This window comes from Pseudomonas sp. Ors-4-3C (genome assembly GCF_055755035.1).
Genome location: NZ_CM146900.1, coordinates 518,872 through 541,525 on the forward strand (window position 1 = coordinate 518,872; position 22,654 = coordinate 541,525).

General features: G+C 59.2%; 27 protein-coding genes. 24 read left to right on the top strand and 3 right to left on the bottom strand.

Going from position 1 to position 22,654, the window contains the following annotated elements:
- Window positions 1-137: 137 nt before the first annotated feature.
- From eno to ispD, 3 genes are all read left to right on the top strand, one after another.
- On the top strand, window positions 138-1,427 hold the full coding sequence (gene eno / locus ACVHNU_RS02315; RefSeq protein WP_003222156.1) for a phosphopyruvate hydratase: 1,290 nt from the start codon (window positions 138-140) through the stop codon (window positions 1,425-1,427).
- A 171-nt stretch (window positions 1,428-1,598) separates the two neighbouring features.
- A complete protein-coding gene (gene ftsB, locus ACVHNU_RS02320; RefSeq protein WP_003222158.1) occupies window positions 1,599-1,877 on the top strand; it encodes a cell division protein FtsB in 279 nt (92 codons plus the stop codon).
- The gene (gene ispD, locus ACVHNU_RS02325) at window positions 1,874-2,581 is read left to right on the top strand and encodes a 2-C-methyl-D-erythritol 4-phosphate cytidylyltransferase (protein ID WP_003222160.1); all 708 of its coding nucleotides are present in this window, start codon (window positions 1,874-1,876) and stop codon (window positions 2,579-2,581) included. The genes ftsB and ispD overlap by 4 nt, the downstream gene beginning before the upstream one ends.
- 143 nt (window positions 2,582-2,724) lie before the next feature.
- Here ispD and ACVHNU_RS02330 read toward each other — a convergent pair whose 3' ends face one another.
- On the bottom strand, window positions 2,725-3,621 hold the full coding sequence (locus ACVHNU_RS02330; RefSeq protein ID WP_103486008.1) for a LysR family transcriptional regulator: 897 nt from the start codon (window positions 3,619-3,621) through the stop codon (window positions 2,725-2,727).
- A gap of 116 nt (window positions 3,622-3,737) precedes the next feature.
- On the opposite strand from ACVHNU_RS02330, the gene ACVHNU_RS02335 reads away from it, so the two are divergent.
- The 8 genes from ACVHNU_RS02335 (at window position 3,738) to rpoS (ending at window position 10,954) form a co-directional block, all read left to right on the top strand.
- Window positions 3,738-4,850 carry an S-(hydroxymethyl)glutathione dehydrogenase/class III alcohol dehydrogenase gene (locus ACVHNU_RS02335; protein ID WP_003222162.1) on the top strand — a complete coding sequence of 371 codons (1,113 nt, stop codon included), beginning with the start codon at window positions 3,738-3,740 and terminating at the stop codon, window positions 4,848-4,850.
- 65 nt (window positions 4,851-4,915) lie between these two features.
- Window positions 4,916-5,761 carry an S-formylglutathione hydrolase gene (fghA, locus tag ACVHNU_RS02340; RefSeq protein ID WP_473018923.1) on the top strand — a complete coding sequence of 282 codons (846 nt, stop codon included), beginning with the start codon at window positions 4,916-4,918 and terminating at the stop codon, window positions 5,759-5,761.
- Between the two features lie 43 nt (window positions 5,762-5,804).
- Window positions 5,805-6,278, top strand: a complete 474-nt coding sequence (gene ispF, locus ACVHNU_RS02345; RefSeq protein WP_007964300.1) for a 2-C-methyl-D-erythritol 2,4-cyclodiphosphate synthase — start codon at window positions 5,805-5,807, stop codon at window positions 6,276-6,278.
- Window positions 6,275-7,333 (top strand): tRNA pseudouridine(13) synthase TruD, encoded by a 1,059-nt coding sequence (gene truD, locus ACVHNU_RS02350; RefSeq protein ID WP_103520489.1) that lies wholly within the window; start codon window positions 6,275-6,277, stop codon window positions 7,331-7,333. The genes ispF and truD overlap by 4 nt, the downstream gene beginning before the upstream one ends.
- Window positions 7,321-8,070, top strand: a complete 750-nt coding sequence (surE, locus tag ACVHNU_RS02355; RefSeq protein WP_400499236.1) for a 5'/3'-nucleotidase SurE — start codon at window positions 7,321-7,323, stop codon at window positions 8,068-8,070. The genes truD and surE overlap by 13 nt, the downstream gene beginning before the upstream one ends.
- A gap of 41 nt (window positions 8,071-8,111) precedes the next feature.
- Window positions 8,112-8,747 carry a protein-L-isoaspartate(D-aspartate) O-methyltransferase gene (locus tag ACVHNU_RS02360; protein WP_169841266.1) on the top strand — a complete coding sequence of 212 codons (636 nt, stop codon included), beginning with the start codon at window positions 8,112-8,114 and terminating at the stop codon, window positions 8,745-8,747.
- A 212-nt stretch (window positions 8,748-8,959) separates the two neighbouring features.
- Window positions 8,960-9,841 carry a peptidoglycan DD-metalloendopeptidase family protein gene (locus ACVHNU_RS02365; protein ID WP_473018924.1) on the top strand — a complete coding sequence of 294 codons (882 nt, stop codon included), beginning with the start codon at window positions 8,960-8,962 and terminating at the stop codon, window positions 9,839-9,841.
- Between the two features lie 105 nt (window positions 9,842-9,946).
- Window positions 9,947-10,954, top strand: a complete 1,008-nt coding sequence (gene rpoS / locus ACVHNU_RS02370) for an RNA polymerase sigma factor RpoS (protein ID WP_103486013.1) — start codon at window positions 9,947-9,949, stop codon at window positions 10,952-10,954.
- Window positions 10,955-11,563: 609 nt separating this feature from the next.
- On the opposite strand, the gene fdxA is transcribed toward rpoS, so the two are convergent.
- Window positions 11,564-11,887 carry a ferredoxin FdxA gene (fdxA, locus tag ACVHNU_RS02375; RefSeq protein ID WP_003222178.1) on the bottom strand — a complete coding sequence of 108 codons (324 nt, stop codon included), beginning with the start codon at window positions 11,885-11,887 and terminating at the stop codon, window positions 11,564-11,566.
- A gap of 163 nt (window positions 11,888-12,050) precedes the next feature.
- A complete protein-coding gene (gene mutS, locus ACVHNU_RS02380) occupies window positions 12,051-14,633 on the bottom strand; it encodes a DNA mismatch repair protein MutS (RefSeq protein WP_003222179.1) in 2,583 nt (860 codons plus the stop codon).
- Window positions 14,634-14,833: 200 nt separating this feature from the next.
- Here mutS and ACVHNU_RS02385 point away from each other — a divergent pair, with 200 nt between their 5' ends.
- The 13 genes from ACVHNU_RS02385 to ACVHNU_RS02445 all read left to right on the top strand — a co-directional run bounded on the left by ACVHNU_RS02385 (window position 14,834) and on the right by ACVHNU_RS02445 (window position 22,638).
- Complete coding sequence (locus ACVHNU_RS02385) at window positions 14,834-15,577, top strand: LexA family transcriptional regulator (protein WP_095138375.1); 744 nt, start codon at window positions 14,834-14,836, stop codon at window positions 15,575-15,577.
- A gap of 527 nt (window positions 15,578-16,104) precedes the next feature.
- Complete coding sequence (locus ACVHNU_RS02390; protein WP_473020049.1) at window positions 16,105-16,302, top strand: Com family DNA-binding transcriptional regulator; 198 nt, start codon at window positions 16,105-16,107, stop codon at window positions 16,300-16,302.
- A 4-nt stretch (window positions 16,303-16,306) separates the two neighbouring features.
- Window positions 16,307-16,885: a DUF642 domain-containing protein gene (locus ACVHNU_RS02395; RefSeq protein ID WP_473018925.1), complete on the top strand. Its 579-nt coding sequence runs from the start codon at window positions 16,307-16,309 to the stop codon at window positions 16,883-16,885.
- 111 nt (window positions 16,886-16,996) lie between these two features.
- Window positions 16,997-17,344, top strand: coding sequence for a phage holin family protein (locus ACVHNU_RS02400; RefSeq protein ID WP_473018926.1), 348 nt, complete (start codon window positions 16,997-16,999; stop codon window positions 17,342-17,344).
- Window positions 17,345-17,368: 24 nt separating this feature from the next.
- The gene (locus tag ACVHNU_RS02405) at window positions 17,369-17,560 is read left to right on the top strand and encodes a hypothetical protein (protein ID WP_473018927.1); all 192 of its coding nucleotides are present in this window, start codon (window positions 17,369-17,371) and stop codon (window positions 17,558-17,560) included.
- A 93-nt stretch (window positions 17,561-17,653) separates the two neighbouring features.
- Window positions 17,654-18,145 (top strand): phage tail tube protein, encoded by a 492-nt coding sequence (locus tag ACVHNU_RS02410; RefSeq protein WP_473018928.1) that lies wholly within the window; start codon window positions 17,654-17,656, stop codon window positions 18,143-18,145.
- Window positions 18,146-18,153: 8 nt separating this feature from the next.
- Window positions 18,154-18,504, top strand: a complete 351-nt coding sequence (locus ACVHNU_RS02415) for a phage tail assembly chaperone family protein, TAC (protein ID WP_473018929.1) — start codon at window positions 18,154-18,156, stop codon at window positions 18,502-18,504.
- A 77-nt stretch (window positions 18,505-18,581) separates the two neighbouring features.
- Entirely contained in the window at window positions 18,582-18,788 is a 207-nt protein-coding gene (locus ACVHNU_RS02420; protein ID WP_473018930.1) for a hypothetical protein, read from the top strand.
- A gap of 56 nt (window positions 18,789-18,844) precedes the next feature.
- A complete protein-coding gene (locus ACVHNU_RS02425) occupies window positions 18,845-20,062 on the top strand; it encodes a phage tail tape measure protein (protein ID WP_473018931.1) in 1,218 nt (405 codons plus the stop codon).
- Window positions 20,063-20,099: 37 nt separating this feature from the next.
- Entirely contained in the window at window positions 20,100-20,438 is a 339-nt protein-coding gene (locus ACVHNU_RS02430; protein ID WP_473018932.1) for a phage tail protein, read from the top strand.
- Window positions 20,439-20,509: 71 nt separating this feature from the next.
- Complete coding sequence (locus ACVHNU_RS02435; protein ID WP_473018933.1) at window positions 20,510-21,193, top strand: phage minor tail protein L; 684 nt, start codon at window positions 20,510-20,512, stop codon at window positions 21,191-21,193.
- Window positions 21,194-21,195: 2 nt separating this feature from the next.
- Window positions 21,196-21,984 (top strand): C40 family peptidase, encoded by a 789-nt coding sequence (locus tag ACVHNU_RS02440; protein WP_473018934.1) that lies wholly within the window; start codon window positions 21,196-21,198, stop codon window positions 21,982-21,984.
- A gap of 48 nt (window positions 21,985-22,032) precedes the next feature.
- Complete coding sequence (locus ACVHNU_RS02445) at window positions 22,033-22,638, top strand: tail assembly protein (RefSeq protein WP_473018935.1); 606 nt, start codon at window positions 22,033-22,035, stop codon at window positions 22,636-22,638.
- Window positions 22,639-22,654: the final 16 nt, after the last annotated feature.

Below are 22,654 nucleotides of genomic sequence, written 5' to 3' on the forward strand. Positions count from 1 at the left end.
GTACCGCACGATTTGTCGCACATGCCCTCGGGCATGTGCGTTGTCGTCTGCAAGCTGCCCGCTGCACACCACTTGCCGACGGTAAAAAGATTTCCTCTAGCTGCGTCGTTTTCGTCAACTTTGGAGTGTTTACAACAATGGCAAAAATCGTCGACATCAAAGGTCGTGAAGTTCTCGACTCCCGTGGCAATCCCACCGTGGAAGCGGACGTGCTTCTCGACAACGGCATCATCGGCAGCGCGTGCGCGCCGTCCGGTGCATCCACTGGCTCGCGTGAAGCGCTCGAGCTGCGTGATGGCGACAAGAGCCGTTACCTGGGCAAGGGCGTGCTCAAGGCGGTAGCCAACATCAACGGTCCGATCCGCGATCTGCTGCTGGGCACTGACCCAAGCGACCAGAAAGCCCTCGACCACGCGATGATCAAGCTCGACGGTACCGAAAACAAGGCAACCCTGGGCGCCAACGCCATCCTCGCCGTATCCCTGGCTGCGGCCAAGGCGGCTGCACAGGATCAGGACCTGCCACTGTACGCACACATCGCCAACCTGAACGGCACCCCGGGTGTGTACTCGATGCCGGTGCCGATGATGAACATCATCAACGGTGGCGAGCACGCCGATAACAACGTCGACATCCAGGAATTCATGGTGCAGCCGGTTGGCGCCAAGACCTTCTCGGAAGGTCTGCGCATGGGCACCGAGATTTTCCATCACCTCAAAGCTGTGCTGAAGGCCCGTGGCCTGAGCACTGCCGTTGGCGACGAAGGAGGTTTCGCACCGAACCTGGCGTCCAACGAAGACGCGCTGAAAGTGATCTCCGAAGCCGTGGCCAACGCCGGTTACAAGCTGGGCACCGACGTGACTCTGGCACTGGACTGCGCGGCCAGCGAATTCTACGAAGACGGCAAGTACAACCTGTCCGGCGAAGGCCAGGTGTTCACTGCTGAAGGTTTCGCCGATTATCTGAAAGGCCTGACCGAACGTTATCCGATCATCTCGATCGAAGACGGTCTGGACGAGTCCGACTGGGCTGGCTGGAAGATCCTCACCGACAAGATCGGCGAGAAGACCCAACTGGTCGGTGACGACCTGTTCGTGACCAACACCAAGATCCTCAAGGAAGGCATCGATAAAAAGATCGCCAACTCGATCCTGATCAAGTTCAACCAGATCGGCACCCTGACCGAAACCCTGGAAGCCATCCAGATGGCCAAGGCTGCCGGTTACACCGCTGTGATCTCGCACCGTTCGGGCGAAACCGAAGATTCGACCATCGCCGACCTGGCTGTGGGCACTTCGGCTGGCCAGATCAAGACCGGTTCGCTGTGCCGTTCCGACCGCGTTTCCAAGTACAACCAACTGCTGCGTATCGAAGAGCAGTTGAATGGCAAAGCCAAGTACAACGGTCGCTCCGAGTTCCGCGGTTAAGCAGTAGATGTTAAAAAGACACCGGATTGTGTCGGAAAAGTCGTGACAGCGATGGATTTGCCACTAATCTGATGCCTTATATGCACAAGCCTGGATCTTCCAGGCTTCGTGCTATCAGACGTTTCAAAGTTTTCGCGTGGCTGTCTTTTTTCACTGGATACCTGATATTCGATGCGCAGTCCTTACTGGTTGTTTCTCGTTTTGCTTTTGCTGCTGGCCGGTCTGCAGTACCGCCTGTGGGTGGGCAATGGCAGTCTGGCGCAGGTCGCCGAGCTGAATCAGCAGATTGCTGATCAACACGCCGAGAACGAAGCCCTGCTGGAGCGCAACCGGGTGATGGACGCTGAGGTCAGCGAGCTGAAAAAAGGCATGGAGACCGTTGAAGAGCGGGCTCGCCATGAGCTGGGCATGGTCAAGGACGGTGAAACCCTTTACCAGCTCGCGCAATGATCGATTCTCTGCCGGCCTTCTGGGCCGTGATTCCTGCCGCGGGCGTCGGTGCCCGAATGGCCGCGGACCGTCCCAAGCAATACCTGCAACTGGGCGGGCGCACAATTCTTGAACACAGCCTCGGCTGTTTCCTCGATCACCCGAGCCTCAAAGGCCTGGTGGTCAGTCTTGCTGTTGATGATCCCTATTGGCCGAACCTCGCCTGCGCCAGCGACTCGCGAATTCAGCGTGTCGAGGGCGGCTCCGAGCGTTCCGGGTCGGTGCTCAATGCCTTGCTGCATTTGCATGCGCAGGGTGCCGATGACGATGACTGGGTGCTGGTCCACGATGCGGCCCGACCTAACCTGAGTCGTGACGATCTCGACAAGTTGCTGGCTGAACTGGCGGACGATGCCGTTGGCGGTTTACTGGCCGTGCCAGCGCGCGACACCCTGAAGCGGGTCGACAAGCACGGTCGTGTGCTCGAAACCGTTGATCGCAGCGTGATCTGGCAGGCGTATACACCGCAGATGTTTCGCCTCGGTGCGTTGCATCGAGCGCTGGCCGACAGCCTGGTGGCCGATGCGCTTATCACCGATGAAGCCTCGGCGATGGAGTGGGCCGGTCTGGCGCCACGACTGATCGAAGGGCGGGCGGACAACCTCAAGGTCACCCGGCCGGAAGACCTGGAGTGGTTGCGTCAGCGTTGGGCCAATCGCCGCTGAATGCTGTGGCGCCTGTTCTGCCGCCTTCGCGAGCAAGCTCGCTCCCACCTTTGATTCGCGCCTGACACCCAATCTGCATCCACTGAGGATCCCCTGTGGGAGCGAGCTTGCTCGCGAAGACGGCTGCTCAGGCACCGCATAACTCAGCTCCGATACTCCGGTCGCTCGGCCAGCCCTTCCTTCAAGAAATCCACCAGCTTGCGCACCTTCGGCGACAAATGCCGCTGCTGCGGATACAACGCCCACACCGCCGTATTCGGCGGCTGATGCGCCTCCAATAAAGAAATCAGCGCCCCGCTGTGCAAATGCTCCAGCACGTAATAGTCCGGCAACTGACATAAACCAACCCCTTGCAGCGCCGCATCCAGCACCGCCTGCCCACTGTTGCAGCGCCAGTTTCCCTGCACGCGCTGGGAAAATTCCCGCCCGTTCTGTTCCAGTTGCCACAGATCCGAGCTGCCGATCAGGCAATTGTGGCGGCTCAGTTCCGACAAACTGTGTGGGCGGCCATACCGTTCAACGTAGGACGGGGACGCGCACAGATACATCCGACGCGGCGCCAGGCGGGTGGCAACCAACCGCGAATCCTGCAGCCGACCCAGACGAATCGCCAGATCCAGCCCTTCATGCACCAGATCGAGCTGGCGGTTGGTCAGCTCGATATCGATCCGCAGTTGTGGGTAATGCCCCATGAACCGCGTCACCAGCGGCACGATAAACCGTTCGCCATACGCCACGGCACAGGTCATGCGCAGCATGCCTTTGGGTTCGCTGGTCAGATCGCCGACCGCGCGCAGGGCTTCTTCGCGACCGTCCTGCAGGCGCTGACAATGTTGCAGAAAGGTCTGTCCGGCTTCGGTCAGAGCCACGCGACGGGTACTGCGATAGAGCAGACGCGTCTGCAATCGCTCCTCCAGTCGTACGATTTGTCGACTGATGTGCGAGGACGAAACCCCGAGGCGTTCTGCTGCGGCGGTGAACTGGCTGCATTCGGCGACGGCGACGAACTCGTCGATACCTTCCCAGCGGTTTTCCGACATCGGGATTATCCCTGTATGGCAATAATGTTTTGCTTTTGTCCGGATTATTCATCAGATCGCGCTGTACTACACTGCCGATCTGGTTTTTTATTCAATGGATTCACTGGAGAGTCAGCATGATCAAGTCGCGCGCCGCCGTTGCCTTCGAGGCCAAGAAGCCGCTGGAAATCGTAGAAGTCGATGTGGCCATGCCCAAGGCCGGTGAAGTGTTGCTGCGCGTAGTGGCTTCCGGGGTTTGCCACACCGACGCCTACACCCTGTCCGGTGCTGACCCGGAAGGCATCTTCCCGTCGATCCTCGGCCACGAAGGCGGTGCGATCGTTGAAGCCATCGGCGAGGGCGTGACGTCTGTTGCGGTTGGCGACCACGTGATTCCGCTGTACACCCCGGAATGCGGTCAGTGCAAATTCTGCAAGTCGGGCAAGACCAACCTGTGTCAGGCGATTCGCGCTACTCAGGGCAAAGGTCTGATGCCGGACGGCACTTCGCGCTTTTCCTACAAGGGCCAAACGATTTTCCACTACATGGGGACATCGACGTTCTCGGAATACACCGTGCTGCCGGAAATCTCCGTGGCGAAAATCGCCAAGGATGCGCCGCTGGAAAAAGTCTGCCTGCTCGGTTGCGGCGTGACCACTGGTATCGGTGCGGTGATCAACACTGCCAAGGTCAAGCCAGGTGACACCGTGGCGATCTTCGGTCTCGGCGGCATCGGTCTTTCGGCAGTCATTGGCGCAGTGAAAGCCAAGGCTGCGCGGATCATCGCCATCGACATCAACCCGGCCAAGTTCGAAATCGCCAAGCAGCTGGGCGCCACCGATTGCGTCAACCCGAAAGACTTCGATCGTCCGATCCAGGAAGTGATCGTCGACATGACCGATGGCGGCGTCGACTTCTCCTTCGAATGCATCGGCAACGTGCAACTGATGCGCGCCGCGCTGGAATGCTGCCACAAGGGCTGGGGCGAGTCGGTGATCATTGGCGTTGCCGGTGCCGGCCAGGAAATCGCCACCCGTCCGTTCCAACTGGTGACCGGTCGCGTCTGGCGTGGTTCGGCGTTCGGTGGCGTGCGTGGCCGTACCGAGCTGCCAAGCTACGTCGACATGGCGCAGAGCGGCGAGATTCCGCTGGATACTTTCATTACCCACACCATGGGTCTGGAAGATATCAATAAGGCCTTCGACCTGATGCATGAAGGCAAGAGCATTCGTACCGTCATTCATTTCTGATCAATCGCGACGCCCCAGCTACAGACCTTGAAGGTTTGTAACCGGGGCAGCGTAGGAGTCTTTACATGAGTCTGGAAAACATCTCCTGTCAGAAAAGTTTCGGCGGCTGGCACAAGCGCTATCGCCACCGTTCCGACGTGCTCGGCTGCGACATGGTGTTTGCCGTGTATCTGCCGCCGCAAGCGGAGCAGGGCGGCAAGCTGCCGGTGCTGTATTGGCTGTCCGGCCTGACCTGCACCGACGAGAACTTCATGCAAAAGGCCGGTGCGATGCGCATGGCCGCTGAACTCGGTCTGATCATCGTCGCCCCGGACACCAGTCCGCGTGGCCCTGATGTGCCGGGTGATCCGGATGGCGCCTGGGATTTCGGCCTCGGAGCCGGGTTCTACCTGAATGCCACGCAGGAGCCGTGGTCGCGGCACTATCGGATGCATGACTATGTCGTGCAGGAATTGCCTTCACTGGTTGAAGCGCATTTCCCGGCGTCGGATAAACGCAGCATCAGTGGCCATTCCATGGGCGGCCACGGTGCACTGGTTTGTGCGCTGCGCAATCCGGGGCGTTACCAGTCGGTGTCGGCGTTTTCGCCGATCAACAATCCAATGGATTGTCCGTGGGGGCAAAAGGCGTTCTCCCGTTACCTGGGTGAAGAACGCTCCAAGTGGAAAGAATGGGATGCCTGCGCGCTGATCGCTGAAGCCGCCGAAAAACTGCCGTTACTGGTCGATCAGGGGGATCGCGACGATTTCCTCGAAAACCAGCTCAAGCCCGAAGCCCTGCAACAAGCGGCAAAACAAGCGGATCATCCGCTGACGTTGCGCCTGCAACCGGGCTACGACCACAGCTATTTCTTCATCTCAAGCTTCATAGACGACCACTTGCAGCATCACGCACGCGCTCTGCGCGGCTAATGCAGGTAGAATCACGCCCTGACAAAAATCGGGGCGTTTTTTTATGCGTATTGGCCACGGCTACGATGTTCACCGTTTCGCTGAAGGCGATTTCATTACTCTGGGCGGCGTGCGCATTGCACACAGCTTCGGGCTGCTCGCTCACTCCGACGGTGACGTCCTGCTGCACGCCTTGAGCGATGCGTTGCTCGGCGCGGCCGCGTTGGGCGATATCGGCAAGCACTTTCCGGACACCGACCCGCAATTCAAGGGCGCCGACAGCCGCGTGCTGCTGCGGCATGTGGTCGCGCTGATCCACGCCAAAGGCTGGAAAGTCGGTAACGTCGACAACACTATCGTCGCCCAGGCGCCGAAAATGGCCCCGCATATCGAAGCGATGCGCGCGTTGATCGCCGCCGATCTGCAAGTTGAGCTGGATCAAGTGAACGTGAAAGCTACCACCACCGAAAAACTCGGCTTTGTCGGTCGCGAAGAAGGCATCGCCGTACACTCCGTTGCCTTGTTGCTGCGCGCATGAACGAACTGCAATTGCTCGGCCCGCGCGCCTATGGCGAACCACTCGGCACCGCGGTACTGAAAGCCATCGCCGAAGATTTCCAGGTCGATGAAGTGCTCGACATCCCGTTCAGCGGCGATGGCGAACACCTGTGGATCTGGGTCGAAAAGCGTGGTCTGAACACCGAAGAAGCGGCACGGCGCATCGCCAAGGCCGCCGGCGTACCATTGCGCACCGTCAGTTATGCCGGGCTCAAGGATCGTCAGGCACTGACCCGTCAGTGGTTCAGCGTGCAACTGCCGGGCAAGGCCGATCCGGATCTGTCGGCGGCGGAAAACGACACGTTGAAGATCCTCAAGACCACACGCCACAAGCGCAAGCTGCAACGCGGCGCGCATTCGGCCAACGGCTTCACCTTGCGCCTGACCCAGTTTGCCGGCGACAAGGACGCGATCGAGCAGCGTCTGCAACTGATCGCCAGGCAAGGCATTCCCAATTATTTCGGCGCTCAGCGTTTTGGCCATGACGGCGGCAACGTCGTCGATGCGCGTGCGTGGGCGGCGCGCAAGGCACTGCCGGAGCAGCGCAATGTGCGTTCGCGGCTGCTGTCGACAGCGCGCAGTTTTCTCTTCAATCAGGTGCTGGCCGCCCGGGTGGCCGATGGCACCTGGCAGCAGGCGCAGGTCGGCGACCTGCTGGCGTTTACCGACAGCCGCAGTTTCTTCCCGGCCGGTGAGGCCGAATGCAGCGATCCGCGCCTGGCGATTCTCGACCTGCACCCGACCGGCCCGCAGTGGGGCGAAGGTGACTCACCGACTGCCGGCGCTGTCCATGATCTGGAGCAGGCGATTGCCGAGCGCGAGGCGGATCTGCGCGATTGGTTGATCAATGCCGGAATGAGCCACGAACGTCGCATCCTGCGACTGCCCATTGGCGGGTTGTCGTGGCATTATCCCCAGCCTGACATTCTGCAACTGGAATTCGTCCTCCCGGCCGGATGCTTCGCCACCGTATTGGTGCGCGAACTCGTTGATCTGGTGCCGGTGGGGCAGACGGACAGCCCATGCGTATTCTGATTTCTAACGACGATGGGGTAACCGCACCCGGTCTCGCCGCGCTTTATGCTGCGCTGGCGGATTACACCGAATGCGTGGTTATCGCCCCGGAGCAGGACAAAAGCGGCGCCAGCAGTTCGCTGACGCTCGACCGTCCGCTGCACCCGCAATACCTGGCCAACGGTTTCATCAGCCTTAACGGAACACCGACTGACTGCGTGCACCTGGGCCTCAACGGCCTGCTGGAGCGCGAGCCGGACATGGTGGTTTCCGGGATCAATCTCGGTGCCAATCTGGGTGATGACGTGCTGTATTCCGGCACTGTGGCGGCAGCCCTCGAAGGACGATTCCTCGAGCGCCCCTCGTTCGCTTTTTCGCTGGCGTCGCGCCAGTTGGACAACCTGGCGACAGCCGCACATTTCGCGCGCAAACTGGTCGAGGCGCATGCCGGGCTGGACCTGCCGCCGCGTACGGTGCTGAACGTGAACATTCCCAATCTGCCGATCGACCATATTCGGGGCATTCAGTTGACCCGTCTGGGCCATCGCGCCCGTGCGGCAGCGCCGATGAAAGTGGTCGATCCGCGGGGCAAGGCCGGTTACTGGATTGCTGCTGCCGGCGATGCCGAAGACGGCGGCCCGGGCACTGATTTTCATGCGGTGATGCAGGGCTATGTGTCGATCACGCCGTTGCAGCTCGATCGCACCTTCAACGATGCCTTCAGAAGCCTCGACGGCTGGCTGGAGGGACTGCGCTGATGGCTCGTGAACACGAAGACAGACTGCGCAGCGGCATCGGCATGACGTCGCAGCGCACGCGCGAACGTCTGATCCAGCGTCTCTACGAAGAAGGCCTGTCCAACGCCAAGGTGCTGGAAGTGATCCGCCGTACGCCGCGTCATCTGTTTGTCGATGAAGCGCTGGCGCACCGTGCCTACGAAGATACCGCGCTGCCGATCGGCCACAACCAGACCATCTCTCAGCCTTATATGGTGGCGCGCATGAGCGAGCTGCTGCTGGAGGCGGGGCCGCTGGACAAGGTGCTGGAGATCGGCACCGGTTCGGGTTACCAGACGGCCGTGCTGTCGCAACTGGTCGAACGGGTGTTCTCGGTCGAGCGCATCAAGGTCTTGCAGGATCGGGCCAAGGAACGTCTGGTCGAACTGAACCTGCGTAACGTGGTGTTCCGCTGGGGCGATGGCTGGGAAGGCTGGCCGGCGCTGGCGCCGTACAACGGCATCATCGTCACCGCGGTTGCGACTGATGTGCCGCAGGCGTTGCTCGATCAGCTGGCACCGGGTGGGCGGATGGTGATTCCGGTCGGCTCGGGGGAAGTGCAGCAACTGATGCTGATCGTGCGCGAAGAACACGGCTTTTCTCGTCACGTTCTGGGGGCGGTGCGCTTCGTGCCATTGCTCAATGGCCCACTGGCCTGAGCATTTGTTTGCGGGCGCTGAATTCCTGGCGCTGGCTTCGGTCTTACAGCGGCGGCGAGCGTTTAAACGCAGTCGATCGATTCTTGGCAAACGTGTGCGTGCAGCGATTTCGCTTCATTAAAGGTAAAGACGGCGCGGCCCGTTATACTTGCGACACCTCATGCCTGAATGGGCATTCCAAATTTTTTCAGCCACCACAAAGGGAGCGGCGGGTGAGTCTCACAGTCATTGCGCAGCGTATGGGTAACACGAGCTTTCAGCGCCTGGTGACTGGCCTTGTCTTGAGCACCTTGCTGGTCGGTTGCTCCAGCACCAAATCGAGCAACGTGCGGGTGGTCGATCGCAACAGTGCGGCGGCCCAGCGTCCGGCCGTCACGACCGGGCAGTATGTAGTCCGTCCGGGCGATACGCTGTTTTCCATCGCTTTTCGCTACGGCTGGGACTACAAAGCCCTCGCTGCCCGGAACAATATTCCTACGCCGTATACGATCCACCCGGGTCAGACAATTCGCTTTGACGGCCGTACCGGTTCAACTCCGACGGCGGTGGTAAGCAACGGCGGTTCCGCGCCATCATCGTCGAGCAAGACTACGGTAATCCGGCGCCAGGTGAATGGCACGACGACCACCACGGTGACCGGCTCCGGTGCTGGTTCTGCGGGGGCTGCACCGTCCGTCGCCAGTAAATCGGCACCTGCTCCACTGCCTCCACCGGGTCCGGCCCCGACCGGCTGGGGATGGCCATCTAATGGCATTCTGATTGGAAAATTCTCTTCAAACGGTAGTTTGAATAAAGGAATTGATATCGCCGGAGATTTGGGACAGCCTGTTTTAGCTGCGTCTGATGGGACGGTGGTTTACGCCGGGAGTGGCTTAAGGGGCTACGGCGAATTAGTCATCATCAAACACAGCGAAACCTACGTCAGTGCCTACGGACATAACCGCAGGCTGTTGGTACGGGAGGGGCAGCAGGTCAAGGTCGGACAGACAATTGCCGAAATGGGGTCAACGGGTACAGACCGGGTGAAACTGCATTTTGAGATTCGCCGACAAGGTAAACCTGTAGATCCGCTGCAGTTCCTGCCCAAACGTTGATTTGAGGCCAGCCTGTTCCGTCGCGTAGAGGGGACAGGCTCCAGCGCTGCCAAGGATAAAGGCGTCGCTTGAGCTTGGGGTCGAACTCACCAAAGGACTATAACAATGGCTCTCAGTAAAGAAGTGCCGGAGTTTGACATCGACGATGAGGTTCTCCTTATGGAGACCGGCATCGATTCGGATTCGATGTCGAATGATGAAGGGGCTGCTCCACCTTCCGTTCGTTCCAGATCCAAACACTCCGCTTCACTTAAGCAACACAAATACATCGACTACACTCGGGCACTCGATGCCACGCAGCTGTATCTCAACGAAATCGGCTTTTCTCCACTGCTCTCCCCCGAGGAAGAAGTCCACTTCGCGCGTCTGTCGCAAAGTGGCGATCCGGCGGGGCGCAAGCGCATGATTGAAAGTAACCTGCGGCTGGTCGTGAAGATCGCCCGGCGTTACGTCAATCGAGGGCTGTCGCTGCTGGACCTGATCGAAGAGGGCAACCTCGGCTTGATCCGCGCGGTGGAAAAGTTCGATCCCGAGCGCGGCTTCCGCTTCTCGACCTACGCTACCTGGTGGATTCGTCAGACCATCGAGCGCGCGATCATGAATCAGACCCGGACCATCCGGCTGCCGATCCATGTGGTCAAGGAACTCAACGTGTACCTGCGGGCGGCACGGGAACTGACGCAAAAGCTCGATCACGAACCTTCACCCGAAGAAATCGCCAACCTGCTGGAAAAACCGGTGGGCGAGGTCAAGCGCATGCTTGGCCTGAACGAGCGGGTTTCTTCGGTCGACGTCTCGCTGGGTCCGGATTCGGATAAAACCCTTCTGGACACCCTGACGGATGACCGTCCGACCGATCCATGCGAACTGCTGCAGGATGACGACCTGTCGCAGAGCATCGATCAATGGCTCTCGGAACTGACCGACAAGCAGCGCGAGGTGGTTGTACGCCGCTTCGGCCTGCGCGGTCATGAGAGCAGCACGCTGGAAGATGTAGGCCTGGAGATCGGCCTGACCCGGGAACGGGTGCGGCAGATCCAGGTGGAGGGCCTGAAGCGCCTTCGGGAAATTCTCGAGAAGAATGGCCTGTCGAGCGAGTCGCTGTTTCAGTAAGCGCCTTTAACCACCGCCCATAAAGCCCCGACTGGTTCGGGGCTTTTTTATTGCTCGGATATTGGCTGATGACCGTCTGTGGCGAGGGCGCTTGTTCCCGCCGGATTGCGCAGCAACCCCAAGATTCATGAGCGCTGCTCACTCAAGCGGGAACAAGCTGCCTCGCCACGACGTTCACTGTTGGACATACGGTCAGCATTTCCATCGTTTGTAGTCTCACGGTGTAAGCCTTGGCTTACTCTTTCGTAAGTGTTCCCTATTTTTGCAGGACGGCAGACGTCGATTGCTCAGAGTGATCGAGTTTAACTACTTGATTTAAAAGCTTATTTTTTATTGTGAAGTGCTTATTACAGGGTTTTTCAGCCCGCAACGCCGATTGCTCTCGGCAGGGAACTCTTTAGTATCAGCACTGTGTCGACGGACAGACACGCCCTTCAAGGAAGAGGGGAATGGACATCGCAGGACGCGATTCATCAGGACGATGAAAAGGAACACAGGGAATAGGGAAAAAATGTGGGCGGGTCAAACCGCCCCTTTTTTTGCCTGTAGAAAAGTAAAACCCGGAAAGCAAAAAGGCCCGCAAAGGGCCTTTTCGTAACGCGCGACAGATCAGCGTTCGAGGTCTTTGATCTTGCCTTTGACGCCATCCCACTCTTCGGCATCCGGCAGCGATTCTTTCTTCTCGGTGATGTTTGGCCAGATTTCGGCCAATTCAACGTTCAGTTGAATGAACTCCTGCATATCCTCCGGAACTTCGTCCTCGGAGAAAATCGCGACGGCCGGGCATTCCGGTTCGCACAGGGCGCAGTCGATGCACTCATCCGGGTGAATCACCAGGAAGTTCGGGCCTTCGTAAAAGCAGTCCACCGGACAGACTTCTACGCAGTCGGTGTACTTGCACTTGATGCAGTTGTCGGTGACGACGAAGGTCATTTCTAATTTTCTCCTCAGGCGGCGGCAGCGTTGCCCCTTCACGGTTGGGGTCGCCAGGTTCGGGAGCGATGTCTGCCAGCCAGGCTATTAGCCAGCAGCATCCCAAACCGCGCGAGATTCTAACAGCTTGAAGCCGTTTGCGTTATATCCGGTTCTTTAGTGCTTAGATCCGGTTCTTGAGTGCATATAACAATTCGAGCGCTCGACGCGGGGTCAGGTCATCGAGATCCACTTTGGCCAACTCATCGAGCACTGGGTGCGGCAGGCTGGCAAACATATCGCTTTGCTGCGGAGCGGCCGGTTTGCCTTTGATGGCAGGCTTGGGCGCTTCATGCGGCAATGCGGTGTCTTCCAGTCGGCTCAAGTGCTCACGGGCACGCACGATCACTTCACTCGGCACGCCGGCCAGTTGCGCTACCGCTAGGCCGTAGCTCTGGCTGGCAGGCCCCGGCAACACATGGTGCAGGAACACGATGCGCTCGTTGTGCTCGGTGGCGTTCAGATGCACGTTGGCCACCAAAGGCTCGGCTTCCGGCAACACGGTGAGCTCGAAATAGTGCGTAGCAAATAGAGTATAGGCACGCAGATGCGCCAGACGCTCGGCGGCCGCCCATGCCAGCGACAGGCCGTCGAAGGTGCTGGTGCCGCGCCCAACTTCGTCCATCAGCACCAGGCTGCGTTCGGTAGCGTTGTGCAGGATGTTGGCGGTTTCGCTCATCTCGACCATAAAGGTCGAACGGCCTCCGGCCAGGTCATCGCTGGAGCCGATCCGGGTGAAGATCCGGTCCACCAGCGATAACTCGCAACTGGCCGCCGGCACGAAGCTGCCGATATGCGCCAGCAGCACGATCAATGCGGTCTGGCGCATGTAGGTGGATTTACCGCCCATGTTCGGACCGGTGATCACCAGCATCCGGGTGTTGTCATCCAGGCTCAGGTCGTTGGCCACGAACGGCGTGGTCAGCACTTGCTCGACCACCGGGTGACGACCCTGGGTGATGCGCATGCACGGCTCGCTGACGAAGCGCGGGCAGTTCAGGTCAAGGTTCAGCGCACGTTCGGCGAGGTTGCTCAGCACATCCAGTTCGGCCAGTGCGCCGGCGGTGTCCTGCAGTGGTGGCAGCTGGCTGATCAGGTCTTCCAGCAGCGCTTCGTAGAGCATTTTCTCGCGAGCGAGGGCACGGCTCTTGGCCGACAGCGCCTTGTCTTCGAACTCTTTCAGCTCCGGCGTGATGAAGCGCTCGGCGCCCTTGAGCGTCTGGCGACGGATGTAATCGGCCGGAGCGGATTCCGCCTGCTTGCTCGGCAGCTCGATGAAGTAGCCGTGAATGCGGTTGTAGCCGACTTTCAGGTTGGCCAGGCCAGTGCGCGCCTTTTCCCGGGCTTCGAGATCGATCAGGAACTGGCCGGCGTTCTCGCTGAGCGATTGCAGCTCATCGAGTTCGCTGTCGTAACCGGTTTTCAGCACGCCGCCGTCACGGATCACCGCTGGCGGGTTGTCGATAATGGCTTTTTCCAGCAGCGCCGCCAGTTCCGGGTAGGTGCTGGTGGTGGTTGCCAGGCGTTGCAGGTGCGGCGCTTCCAGGTCGGTCATCGCCACTTGCAGTTGTGGCAGGGCGCCGAGAGCATCACGCAGTCGAGCAAGGTCGCGAGGGCGCGCATTGCGCAGGCCGATCCGCGCCAGAATCCGCTCGATGTCGCCGATTTCCTTTAGCTGTGGCTGGAGTTTTTCGAAGCGGTAGCCATCGAGCAGACAAGTGATCGAGGTCTGCCGCGCCAGCAGCACGGTCAGATCACGCAGCGGACGGTTCAGCCAACGAGTCAGCAGGCGGCTGCCCATCGCGGTCTGGCAGCGATCGACCACCGACTGCAGGGTGTTGTCGCGACCGCCGGCCAGGTTGGTATCGAGTTCCAGGTTGCGGCGGCTGGCGCCGTCGAGCACCACAGTGTCATCCAGGCGCTCATGGCGCAGGCTGCGCAGATGGGGCAGGGCGGTGCGCTGAGTTTCCTTGGCGTAGGCCAGCAGGCAACCGGCGGCGCCGATGGCCAGGGTCAGGGTTTCGCAGCCGAATCCTTTCAGGTCTTGCGTGGAAAACTGCTGGCAGAGACTTTTCAGCGCCGAGTCACGCTCGAAATCCCACGGTGCGCGACGACGCACGCCACGGCGTTTTTCCGCCGGCAGGTCTTTCGGCCAGTCGTCCGGGATCAGCAGTTCCACCGGGTTGACCCGCTCCAGTTCCGCCAGCAGGTTCTCCCAGCCCTTGATCTCGAGCACGGTGAAGTTGCCACTGGTGATGTCCAGCACAGCCAGACCGAACAGACGCTCGTCGCCCAGTACCGCCGCAATCAGATTGTCGCGGCGCTCATCGAGTAGCGCCTCGTCACTGACCGTGCCCGGGGTAATGATCCGCACCACCTGACGTTCTACCGGACCTTTACTGGTGGCCGGATCGCCGACCTGCTCGCAGATCACTACCGACTCGCCGAGCTTGACCAGTTTCGCCAGATAACCTTCCGCCGCGTGGTAAGGAATCCCGCACATCGGAATCGCCTGTCCCGCCGACTGACCGCGCGCGGTCAGGGTAATGTCGAGCAACTTGGCAGCCTTCTTCGCGTCTTCATAGAAGATCTCGTAGAAGTCGCCCATGCGATAGAACATCAGCTGGTCCGGGTGCTGGTTCTTCAGGCGCCAGTACTGCTGCATCATCGGGGTGTGGGAGGACAGGTCGGAGACGGCTTTATTCATCGGATTGTCAGGTAACTCGTTAAATGATGTAGGGCAAAAGCAAGGGCAACCGCCGGGCTTTTCCGCGATGGGCGCAAGGTTACCATGGGCGGTCTGCTTGACGCAGGCATGACAGTCCGCTGGCACTTTCTGCGTTTAATTGTGATATATGCACGATTTATGCAAATCAGCATTTGTCTTCGGAAAAAACTTCAAGCACTATGCGCGTTATGCAAAAACGCAACGTATCCTCCGTCTTAAGAGCACTGCTCGACCAGCACGGGATCTCCCCCACGGAGCTCCACCGTCGCACCGGCGTGCCTCAATCAACGCTCTCGCGGATTCTCAGCGGGAAGATCGTCGATCCTTCGGATAAACACATTTCGAAGATCGCCGAATACTTCAATGTGAGCACTGATCAATTGCGTGGTCGCGCAGACGTCGCGACCGCGACTGGCGGCGCGCGCGATGACGTGCATGCGGAACTCAAGGACATAAGCCTGTGGGACGACGATACCCCTGTCGATGACGACGAGGTGTCGGTGCCCTTTCTTCGCGAGGTTGAATTGGCTGCTGGATCAGGAAGATTCGTCATCGAAGAGAGCGAACGCTCTAGCCTGCGCTTCGGCAAGCGCAGCCTGCGCCACAATGGTGTGCAGTTCGACCAGGCCAAATGCGTGACGGTGCGCGGTAACAGCATGATGCCAGTGCTGCGTGATGGCGCCACGGTCGGGGTGAACGCCGGCAAGTGCGGGATCGGCGACATCATCGATGGCGACCTGTACGCGATCAATCACAACGGTCAGTTGCGCGTGAAGCAGCTCTATCGCCTGCCGACCGGCATCCGTCTGCGCAGTTTCAACCGTGATGAGCATCCGGACGAGGACTACAGCTTCCAGGACATGCAGGAAGAGCAGATCGTCATCCTCGGTCACGTCTTCTGGTGGGGCATGTACGCCCGATAGACTTCCCCCTTCACTGAGAACCCGCCCCCTGGCGGGTTTTTTTTCGCCCGAATAAAACCCCCAACGCCTTGATTTATGCGGCCTTCATGCGTCGGTGCATTTCTTGTGCATAAATAAATGCATTTATGCATTGACTGTATATGCATCCATGCATATCCTTGCCACCAAGCCGCTCGACAAAGCGGCTGGCAACAACAGCTCTTTAGTTCCACAAGAACAGGCAGCGATGAACCGGCCTCAACGGTTCAGAGGGTTGGCAACTGACCCGGGTGTGCAGCGTAAAGCACCAGAAGCAGTTATCCGGCGGGCAGGGACCGCGGTCGGAAAAACAATTGAATGGACTCGTACCGCGCCAGTAGCGCCGAAAAGTCAGCTTCCTTCTCGAACACAGGATTTGAAGGAAGGCGAAGGAGCGCATTACTGAAAAGCCCGGCCCAGTGCCGGGCTTTTTGGAATGCCTACCTGACGCAGGCCGCTTCAACGAAGCTTCACGGCATAAACGCAGTCAGGCGGAGAATCAAAAGGATTTGCAGATGTTGAAAGAATGCCGCTGCGGCCATTGCAAACGACTGCTCGCCCGGGTGGGTGAGTACGCAGAACTCCAGATCAAATGTTCCCGCTGCGGAACATTGAATCATGCGAGGGCCACGAGCCCCGAGCGATCGCCTTTGAGCGACATGCGTGCTGCACCGTCAGCACAACCTGATCATTTAACTCATAGGTAAAGACATGAACATTCTGAAGAAATACGTTGCTCCATTGCTCGCTCTTGCACTGCTGGGCAATGGCAGCAGCGTGGTTGCCGCCAACCTCTTGGTGAACGGCAGCTTTGAACAATCGACATGCGGTGGTGGCTGCATTCTGGACACACCGGCAAAAACCAATGCCATAACGGGCTGGACGACGTTCCTGTCCGGTGCCGAATACTTCAACATGCCCAATGCCATCGGCGGTTCTGTGGCAGCACATGGCGTGATGATCGTTGACCTGGCCAACTATGTCTACGGTAACGGCGGCGGGATTCAGCAGAATTTCGCCACCACCCCGGGCGCTCGATACCGGCTGACTTTCAGCGCGGGTAACTCGCGTTACGCCAGCCGCTCGGGAGACGGTGTCATTCAGGTGAAAGTGGCCGGGCAAACCGCTACGTTCAAAACACCGACAGCCAAAGGCGTCGCGGTCGAGTGGAGCACCGTCACTTACGAGTTCACCGCGATTACCGCGCAAACAACGCTGGCATTTTCCAACGAGCAGAACCCGTACGCCAACTATGCCTTCATCGACAACGTCATTGTTGAGCGCCTGTAACTGTTGAATGCGCGGAATCTGTCGCTGTTCTTCCCCGCATCAGAGGCGACGCCAGTCCGGTGTCGCCTCTTCACCTTCTCTTCATTCATCAATGCTTTCAGGAGGCGTGACATGACAAACGAGCAACAAGCGTTGCTGGACATGCCAATCTGGCTGGTCATCCTCCTTGCCGTAGCGGGCGGGGTATCCGGCGAAATGTGGCGCGCCGACAAAGAGGGCGCCCGCGGCTGGCCCCTGCTGCGACGCCTGGCCTTACGCTCCGGCGCCTGCATGATCTGCGGCGTGTCGGCGATCATGCTGCTGTACGCCGCTGGCATGTCGATCTGGGCCGCCGGGGCATTTGGTTGCCTCACTGCAATGGCCGGTGCCGATGTGGCCATCGGTCTTTACGAGCGCTGGGCTGCCAAACGCATTGGCGTCTGCGAAGTACCCCCGCGCAACCCCTCATCCGAACAATGATCATTGCCAAGAGAGTCACAGACCATGAATGACGAAGACCTCGCAGCGCTGAACAGGCTTATTGCCGCTCTGCAGGTTCAGACCGATAGCCTGACGGCCATGAATGCTTCCATCAGATTGATGGCTCAGAGCAATCAGGCGCTGGTCGACCTGATCAAAAGCCGCGAGCCGGATCCGAATGCCCCACCTTACCTGGATGGTACGCCGGCGCCCTGAGCGCATTGGCGATGCTCTTCCAAAAGTACTCAACCGAGCAACACCCACAACCCCGCATCCGCGGGTTTTTTTATGTTCGCTGGAGAACGCCAGATGTCGATCCTTACCCAAGGTACTCAAATTTTTGCCCTTGTACCGCCGACCACCGGTTCCGGTCCTTACACCGTGCTGGAAGTCGAACACGCCACTTCTTTCGATCCGGGCGGTGCACCTGCCGAGCAGATCGAAGACACCACGCTCGATGCCCAGGAACGCACCTACAAGAAAGGTCTTCGTACACCTGGCACGGCCAACCTGGGTCTCAATGCTGATCCGACCAATGCCAGTCACATCCGTCTGCATCAACTTTCCGAAAACAATGACGACACCAGCATCAAATGGGTAGTGGGTTGGTCGGATGGCAAAGGCGTTCTGCCAACTGTCAATACTCAAGGCAATGCCTTTGAGTTGCCGACCACTCGTACCTGGTTCACCTTTGATGGTTACGTCTCGGACTTCCCGTTTAATTTCGCCTTGAATGCCGTAGTGACCACAACCGTCACCATCCAGCGCACTGGCGGTTCCGCCTGGATCAAGAAAGCCTGAGGCCCGTCATGAACCTCAAACAGTTGAAAGCCAGGGGCGGCATTGTCGATGGCCAGCCCGTCAAGAAAGAAGTGAGCTGGAAGCATCTGGATGCCGAGTCGGGCCAGGAAGTGACCGACTCCTTCACATTGCATATCCGCCGTCAGTCGTTCGGGGTCATCGAACGGCTGTTCGCTCAAGATCAAACCGAGCAAAGCCGCAATGCGAGCTATCTCGCAGCTTGCGTGTCGCTCGGCGACGACGGGACGGAATCGCTCGGCTACGACGATGCCTACAACCTTGAGCCATCGCTGGGGTTCCTGATGCTCAACGCCGTCAATGAGGTCAATGGCACTGGCGGTGTTGCAGCAAAAAACTGACGGCCGCCGATGAGTTCTGGCACGAACTGGTGCTGAACGGAGTCGGCGGCCGGACGATTGCCGAAGCCAAGGAGTGCATGACCTACCACGAAGCCCTGGCGTGGGGACACTATATCGATCGATATGGCTCGCTCCACACCGGTAGGCGGCTGGAGGCGGGCAGCGCGCTGGTCGCGCTGCAAATCCACCGGCTGGGCGGCGGGATGGCAGAGTTGCTGGACTTCATGCCTCATGAGCATCGCCAGGGGCTTTCTCTCGAGCGTGCCCTTGAGCAGTGGCGATAGGCGTTCATTTACATGACCCGTTTCGGCGGGTTTTTTCTTAACCCGGAGAAAAACACATGGCAGTTACTTCTTCAGCAGGGTTGACGCCTAACCTCGACGGCCTTGAACAAGCCTGGACCCAGGCGTCCCGTATCACCGAACAAAAGCTGCGCCAGATGCAAAAGCAGATCGAGGACGCAGCAAAGAAAATCGGCGTGACGCTGAATGCGTCTGCCAGCTCGATCACCAAGGCAAACATCGCGACCTATGTCGATGTTCAGGAAGAAGCCAGGAAGCAAATCAATTATTCAGACGATTTCGACAAGTTGCGACGTAATGGTGCTCTTGCTGCCGCGCAAGTCGGAATGGGGACCCGCGAAAGTGCGCGGGCGCAGGCGCTGAGCGATATCGACCAAAACTATGCTGCGGCACGCAAGAAGCTGGACACACCTTTGGCAGGAGGGGGCGACCCTCGGGAAGGGGCCGATTACGCAGCCAGTCTCGATGCGTTGAAAGCCAACCACGATCAATTGACCCTGCAAGTTCAAAGCAACTATGAGGCGATGACCGAGGCCCAGGGTAACTGGATAAACGGGGCCACCTCGGCCTGGGATGACTACCTCACAACGAGCGGCAATGTGGCCGGCAAGTCCAAGGAGGTCTTCACCAAAGCCTTCAACACCATGGGCGACGCCGTGAGCACGTTCGCGATGACGGGAAAGTTCTCGTTTTCCGACTTTGCCAAATCGGTACTCGGCGATATGGCCAAACTGGCCGCGCAGACGGCTGTTTCCAGCGGTTTGAGCTCACTGTTCGGCCTGGTGGGTTCAGCGGCATCGTCGATATTCGGCAGTACAACTGCACCGACTCCGCAAACATTCAAACTGGATGGCATGAGTACGACTTACGTCCCGCAACTCGACGTGTCGAACGTTTCCTACCACGCCAAGGGCGGGGCCTTCACCAATGGCATCGCCACCGGTCCGACCCTGGCTCCGATGGCAATGTTCGGCGAAGCCGGACCGGAAGCCATCATGCCGCTTAGTCGCGGTTCCGATGGCTCCCTCGGCGTGCAGGTGCAGGGCGCTGGCCTGGGTGGCAGCAGCAGCCAGCAGGTCGTGATTCAGCAAACCATCAATGTGGGCGACAGCTCGGGTGCAGCGACGAACGGGGATATGACATCGCAGACCGTTGCCAAGGCTTATGCCAGCGCCGCCAAGCAGGGCGCTGCCGAGCAGATCGCCCGTGATCTGAAACCGGGCGGCCAGATCTGGTCTGCCATCAACGGCCGCTGAATATCAGCGGCCGCAACGGCTCACGCCCGGAGGAAACATGACAACAGAAACATTCACCTGGACTCCGAAAGTCGAACCCGTCGGCAACGTCGAGTTTCGTCTCAAGTCCGCGAAATTCGGCGATGGTTATCAGCAGGTGGCACAGGACGGCATCAACAACCGATCTCAGTCTTGGCCGTTGACGTTTGTCGGGAATGAGGCGCGGATCAAAACAATCGTGCAGTTCCTCGATCGCCATGCTGGCGCTACACCGTTTTATTGGACAGCCCCCTTGGGCGAACCTGCTCTCTACCGTTGCAAGGGTTATCAACCGAGCCCGCTGGGGGCTGGCTTGTACAGCCTCGCAGCGACCTTTGAGCAGGCCTTTCATCCATAAGACGCTGGCGGCGCTGAATGCCATGACCACAACCCCGCTTCAAGCGGGGTTCTTTTTGCCCGGAGATTCACATGTCCATTACTGCAGATATCCAGGCGTTGGAGCCCGGCGCCTGGGTCGAATTGTTTGAACTCGACGCCACTAGCCTCGGCGCTGAGTTGTACCGCTTCCACGGCTATCCCCGGCAATCCTCGATTTTCTGGCAAGGCCTTGAGTATTCACCCTGGCCCATCCTGGCCGAGGGATTCGAAATGACCGGTCAGGGCACGCAACCGACGCCGACGTTGTCGGTGGGCAACGTGGGCGGGTTCATTACGGCTCTGGTGCTGTATTTCCAGGATCTGGTCGGGGCGCGGTTGATCCGTCATCGCACCCTCGGCAAATACCTTGATGGCCAGCCGGAAGCCGACCCGGAAGAAGAGCTGCCGCCCGACCTCTGGTACATCGAGCGCAAGGTCAGTGAAGACAGCGAAGTGGTGAAGTTCGAACTGGCCAGTGCTCTGGATTTCAACGGCGTGCAATTGCCACGCCGGCAGATTGTCGCCAACGTTTGCTGGTGGCTCAGTTGCGGTGGTTACCGTGGCCCCTATTGCGGTTACAACGGTGGCCCGGTGGCAGATGCCAATGACGTGATCGTCACCGATGCCGCCAGGGACAAATGCGGTGGGCGCCTGAGCAGCTGCAAGCTGCGTTTCGGCGAGAACAATCCGCTGCCTTACGGCTCGTTTCCGGCCGCCGGCCTAATTCGGGGCTGATCATGAACAAGGCAATCCTGGCCGCCATCGAACTTCACGCCATCACTCAATACCCCGACGAATGTTGCGGTCTGTTGATCCGCGATGGGCGCAAACTGCGATATGTACCGTGCCGCAATACCGCAACCACCCCAGGCGAGCATTTTCGTCTGGCGCCGCAAGATTATGCGGCGGCCGAAGAGTGCGGCGAGATCCTGGCAGTGGTGCACAGTCACCCGGATTCTCCGGCAACGGCCAGCGAGGCGGATCGGGTCGCCTGTGAAGCCTCCGGATTGCCATGGCACATCCTGGAAGTACGTAAGGGTGATGACGGAACAGTTGGCAGAGGCGAACTGGTCAGCATCGCACCCACGGGGTATCTAGCGCCCCTGATCGGGCGGGATTTTGTCCATGGGGTGCATGATTGCCTGAGCATCGTCCTCGATTACTACCGCCGGGAAATGAGCATTGAACTGGGCAACTATCAGCGCGAAGACGGCTGGTGGGACAAGGGTGGCAATCTCTATCTCGACAATCTGCCCGCCGCAGGTTTCGAACAGGTCAGCCGGCTGCAACAGGGTGATGTCGTACTGATGCAGATTCGCTCGCCAGTGCCCAACCATGCCGCCATTTATCTGGAAGATGGCATGCTCAACAGCGAGCCGGATCACTTTCCGGCGCCGGGTTCGATCCTGCATCACTTGTATGGACGCGACAGCCGGCGCGACACCTATGGCGGGTATTGGGCAGAGGTGACGGTGAGTTGCTGGCGGCATCGGTCGAAGAATCTGGCAGACACCGGCGCTTCCTGAGCTCAAAAAATTGAAACCACACTGGAGATCCTCTCCTGGAGCCGAGCAATGAATCAGCAGAAACTTAGAACCATTCGATTGTACGGCACCTTGGGTGCCAGTTTCGGACGTGTACACCGATTGGCCGTCAGCAATGCCGCCGAGGCCATTCACGCCCTTTGTATTCTGATTCCCGGCTTTGAGCGTTTTTTGATGGAATCCAGGGATCGAGGGCTGAGCTACTCGATCTTTTTGGGAGACGACAACATCGGTCATGACCGGCTCAAGGCACCGAGTGGAGCATCGGATATCCGAATTGCGCCCGTTGTTATTGGCAGCAAGCGTGCGGGGTCGCTGCAAACCATTATTGGCGTTGTACTGATCGCTGCCGCGACTGTTTTCGGCGGCGGTTTCGCGGGTACCGCAGTAGGTGGCGGCTGGGGAGCGGTGGGGGCTGCCGGTGTCTCGATGACCCTGGGTGGTGTCATGCAGATGCTCTCCCCCCAGGCCAAGGGACTGAGCACTCAGGACAGCCCGGCCAACCGAGCCAGCTATAGCTTCAACGGACCGGTCAACACCAGCGCCCAAGGCAATCCCGTGAGCCTTCTTTACGGTCAGATGATTGTTGGCAGTTCCGTCATCAGTGCCGGGATTTACGCTCAGGACCAACTCTAGCGTCCGGCGTTTCCCT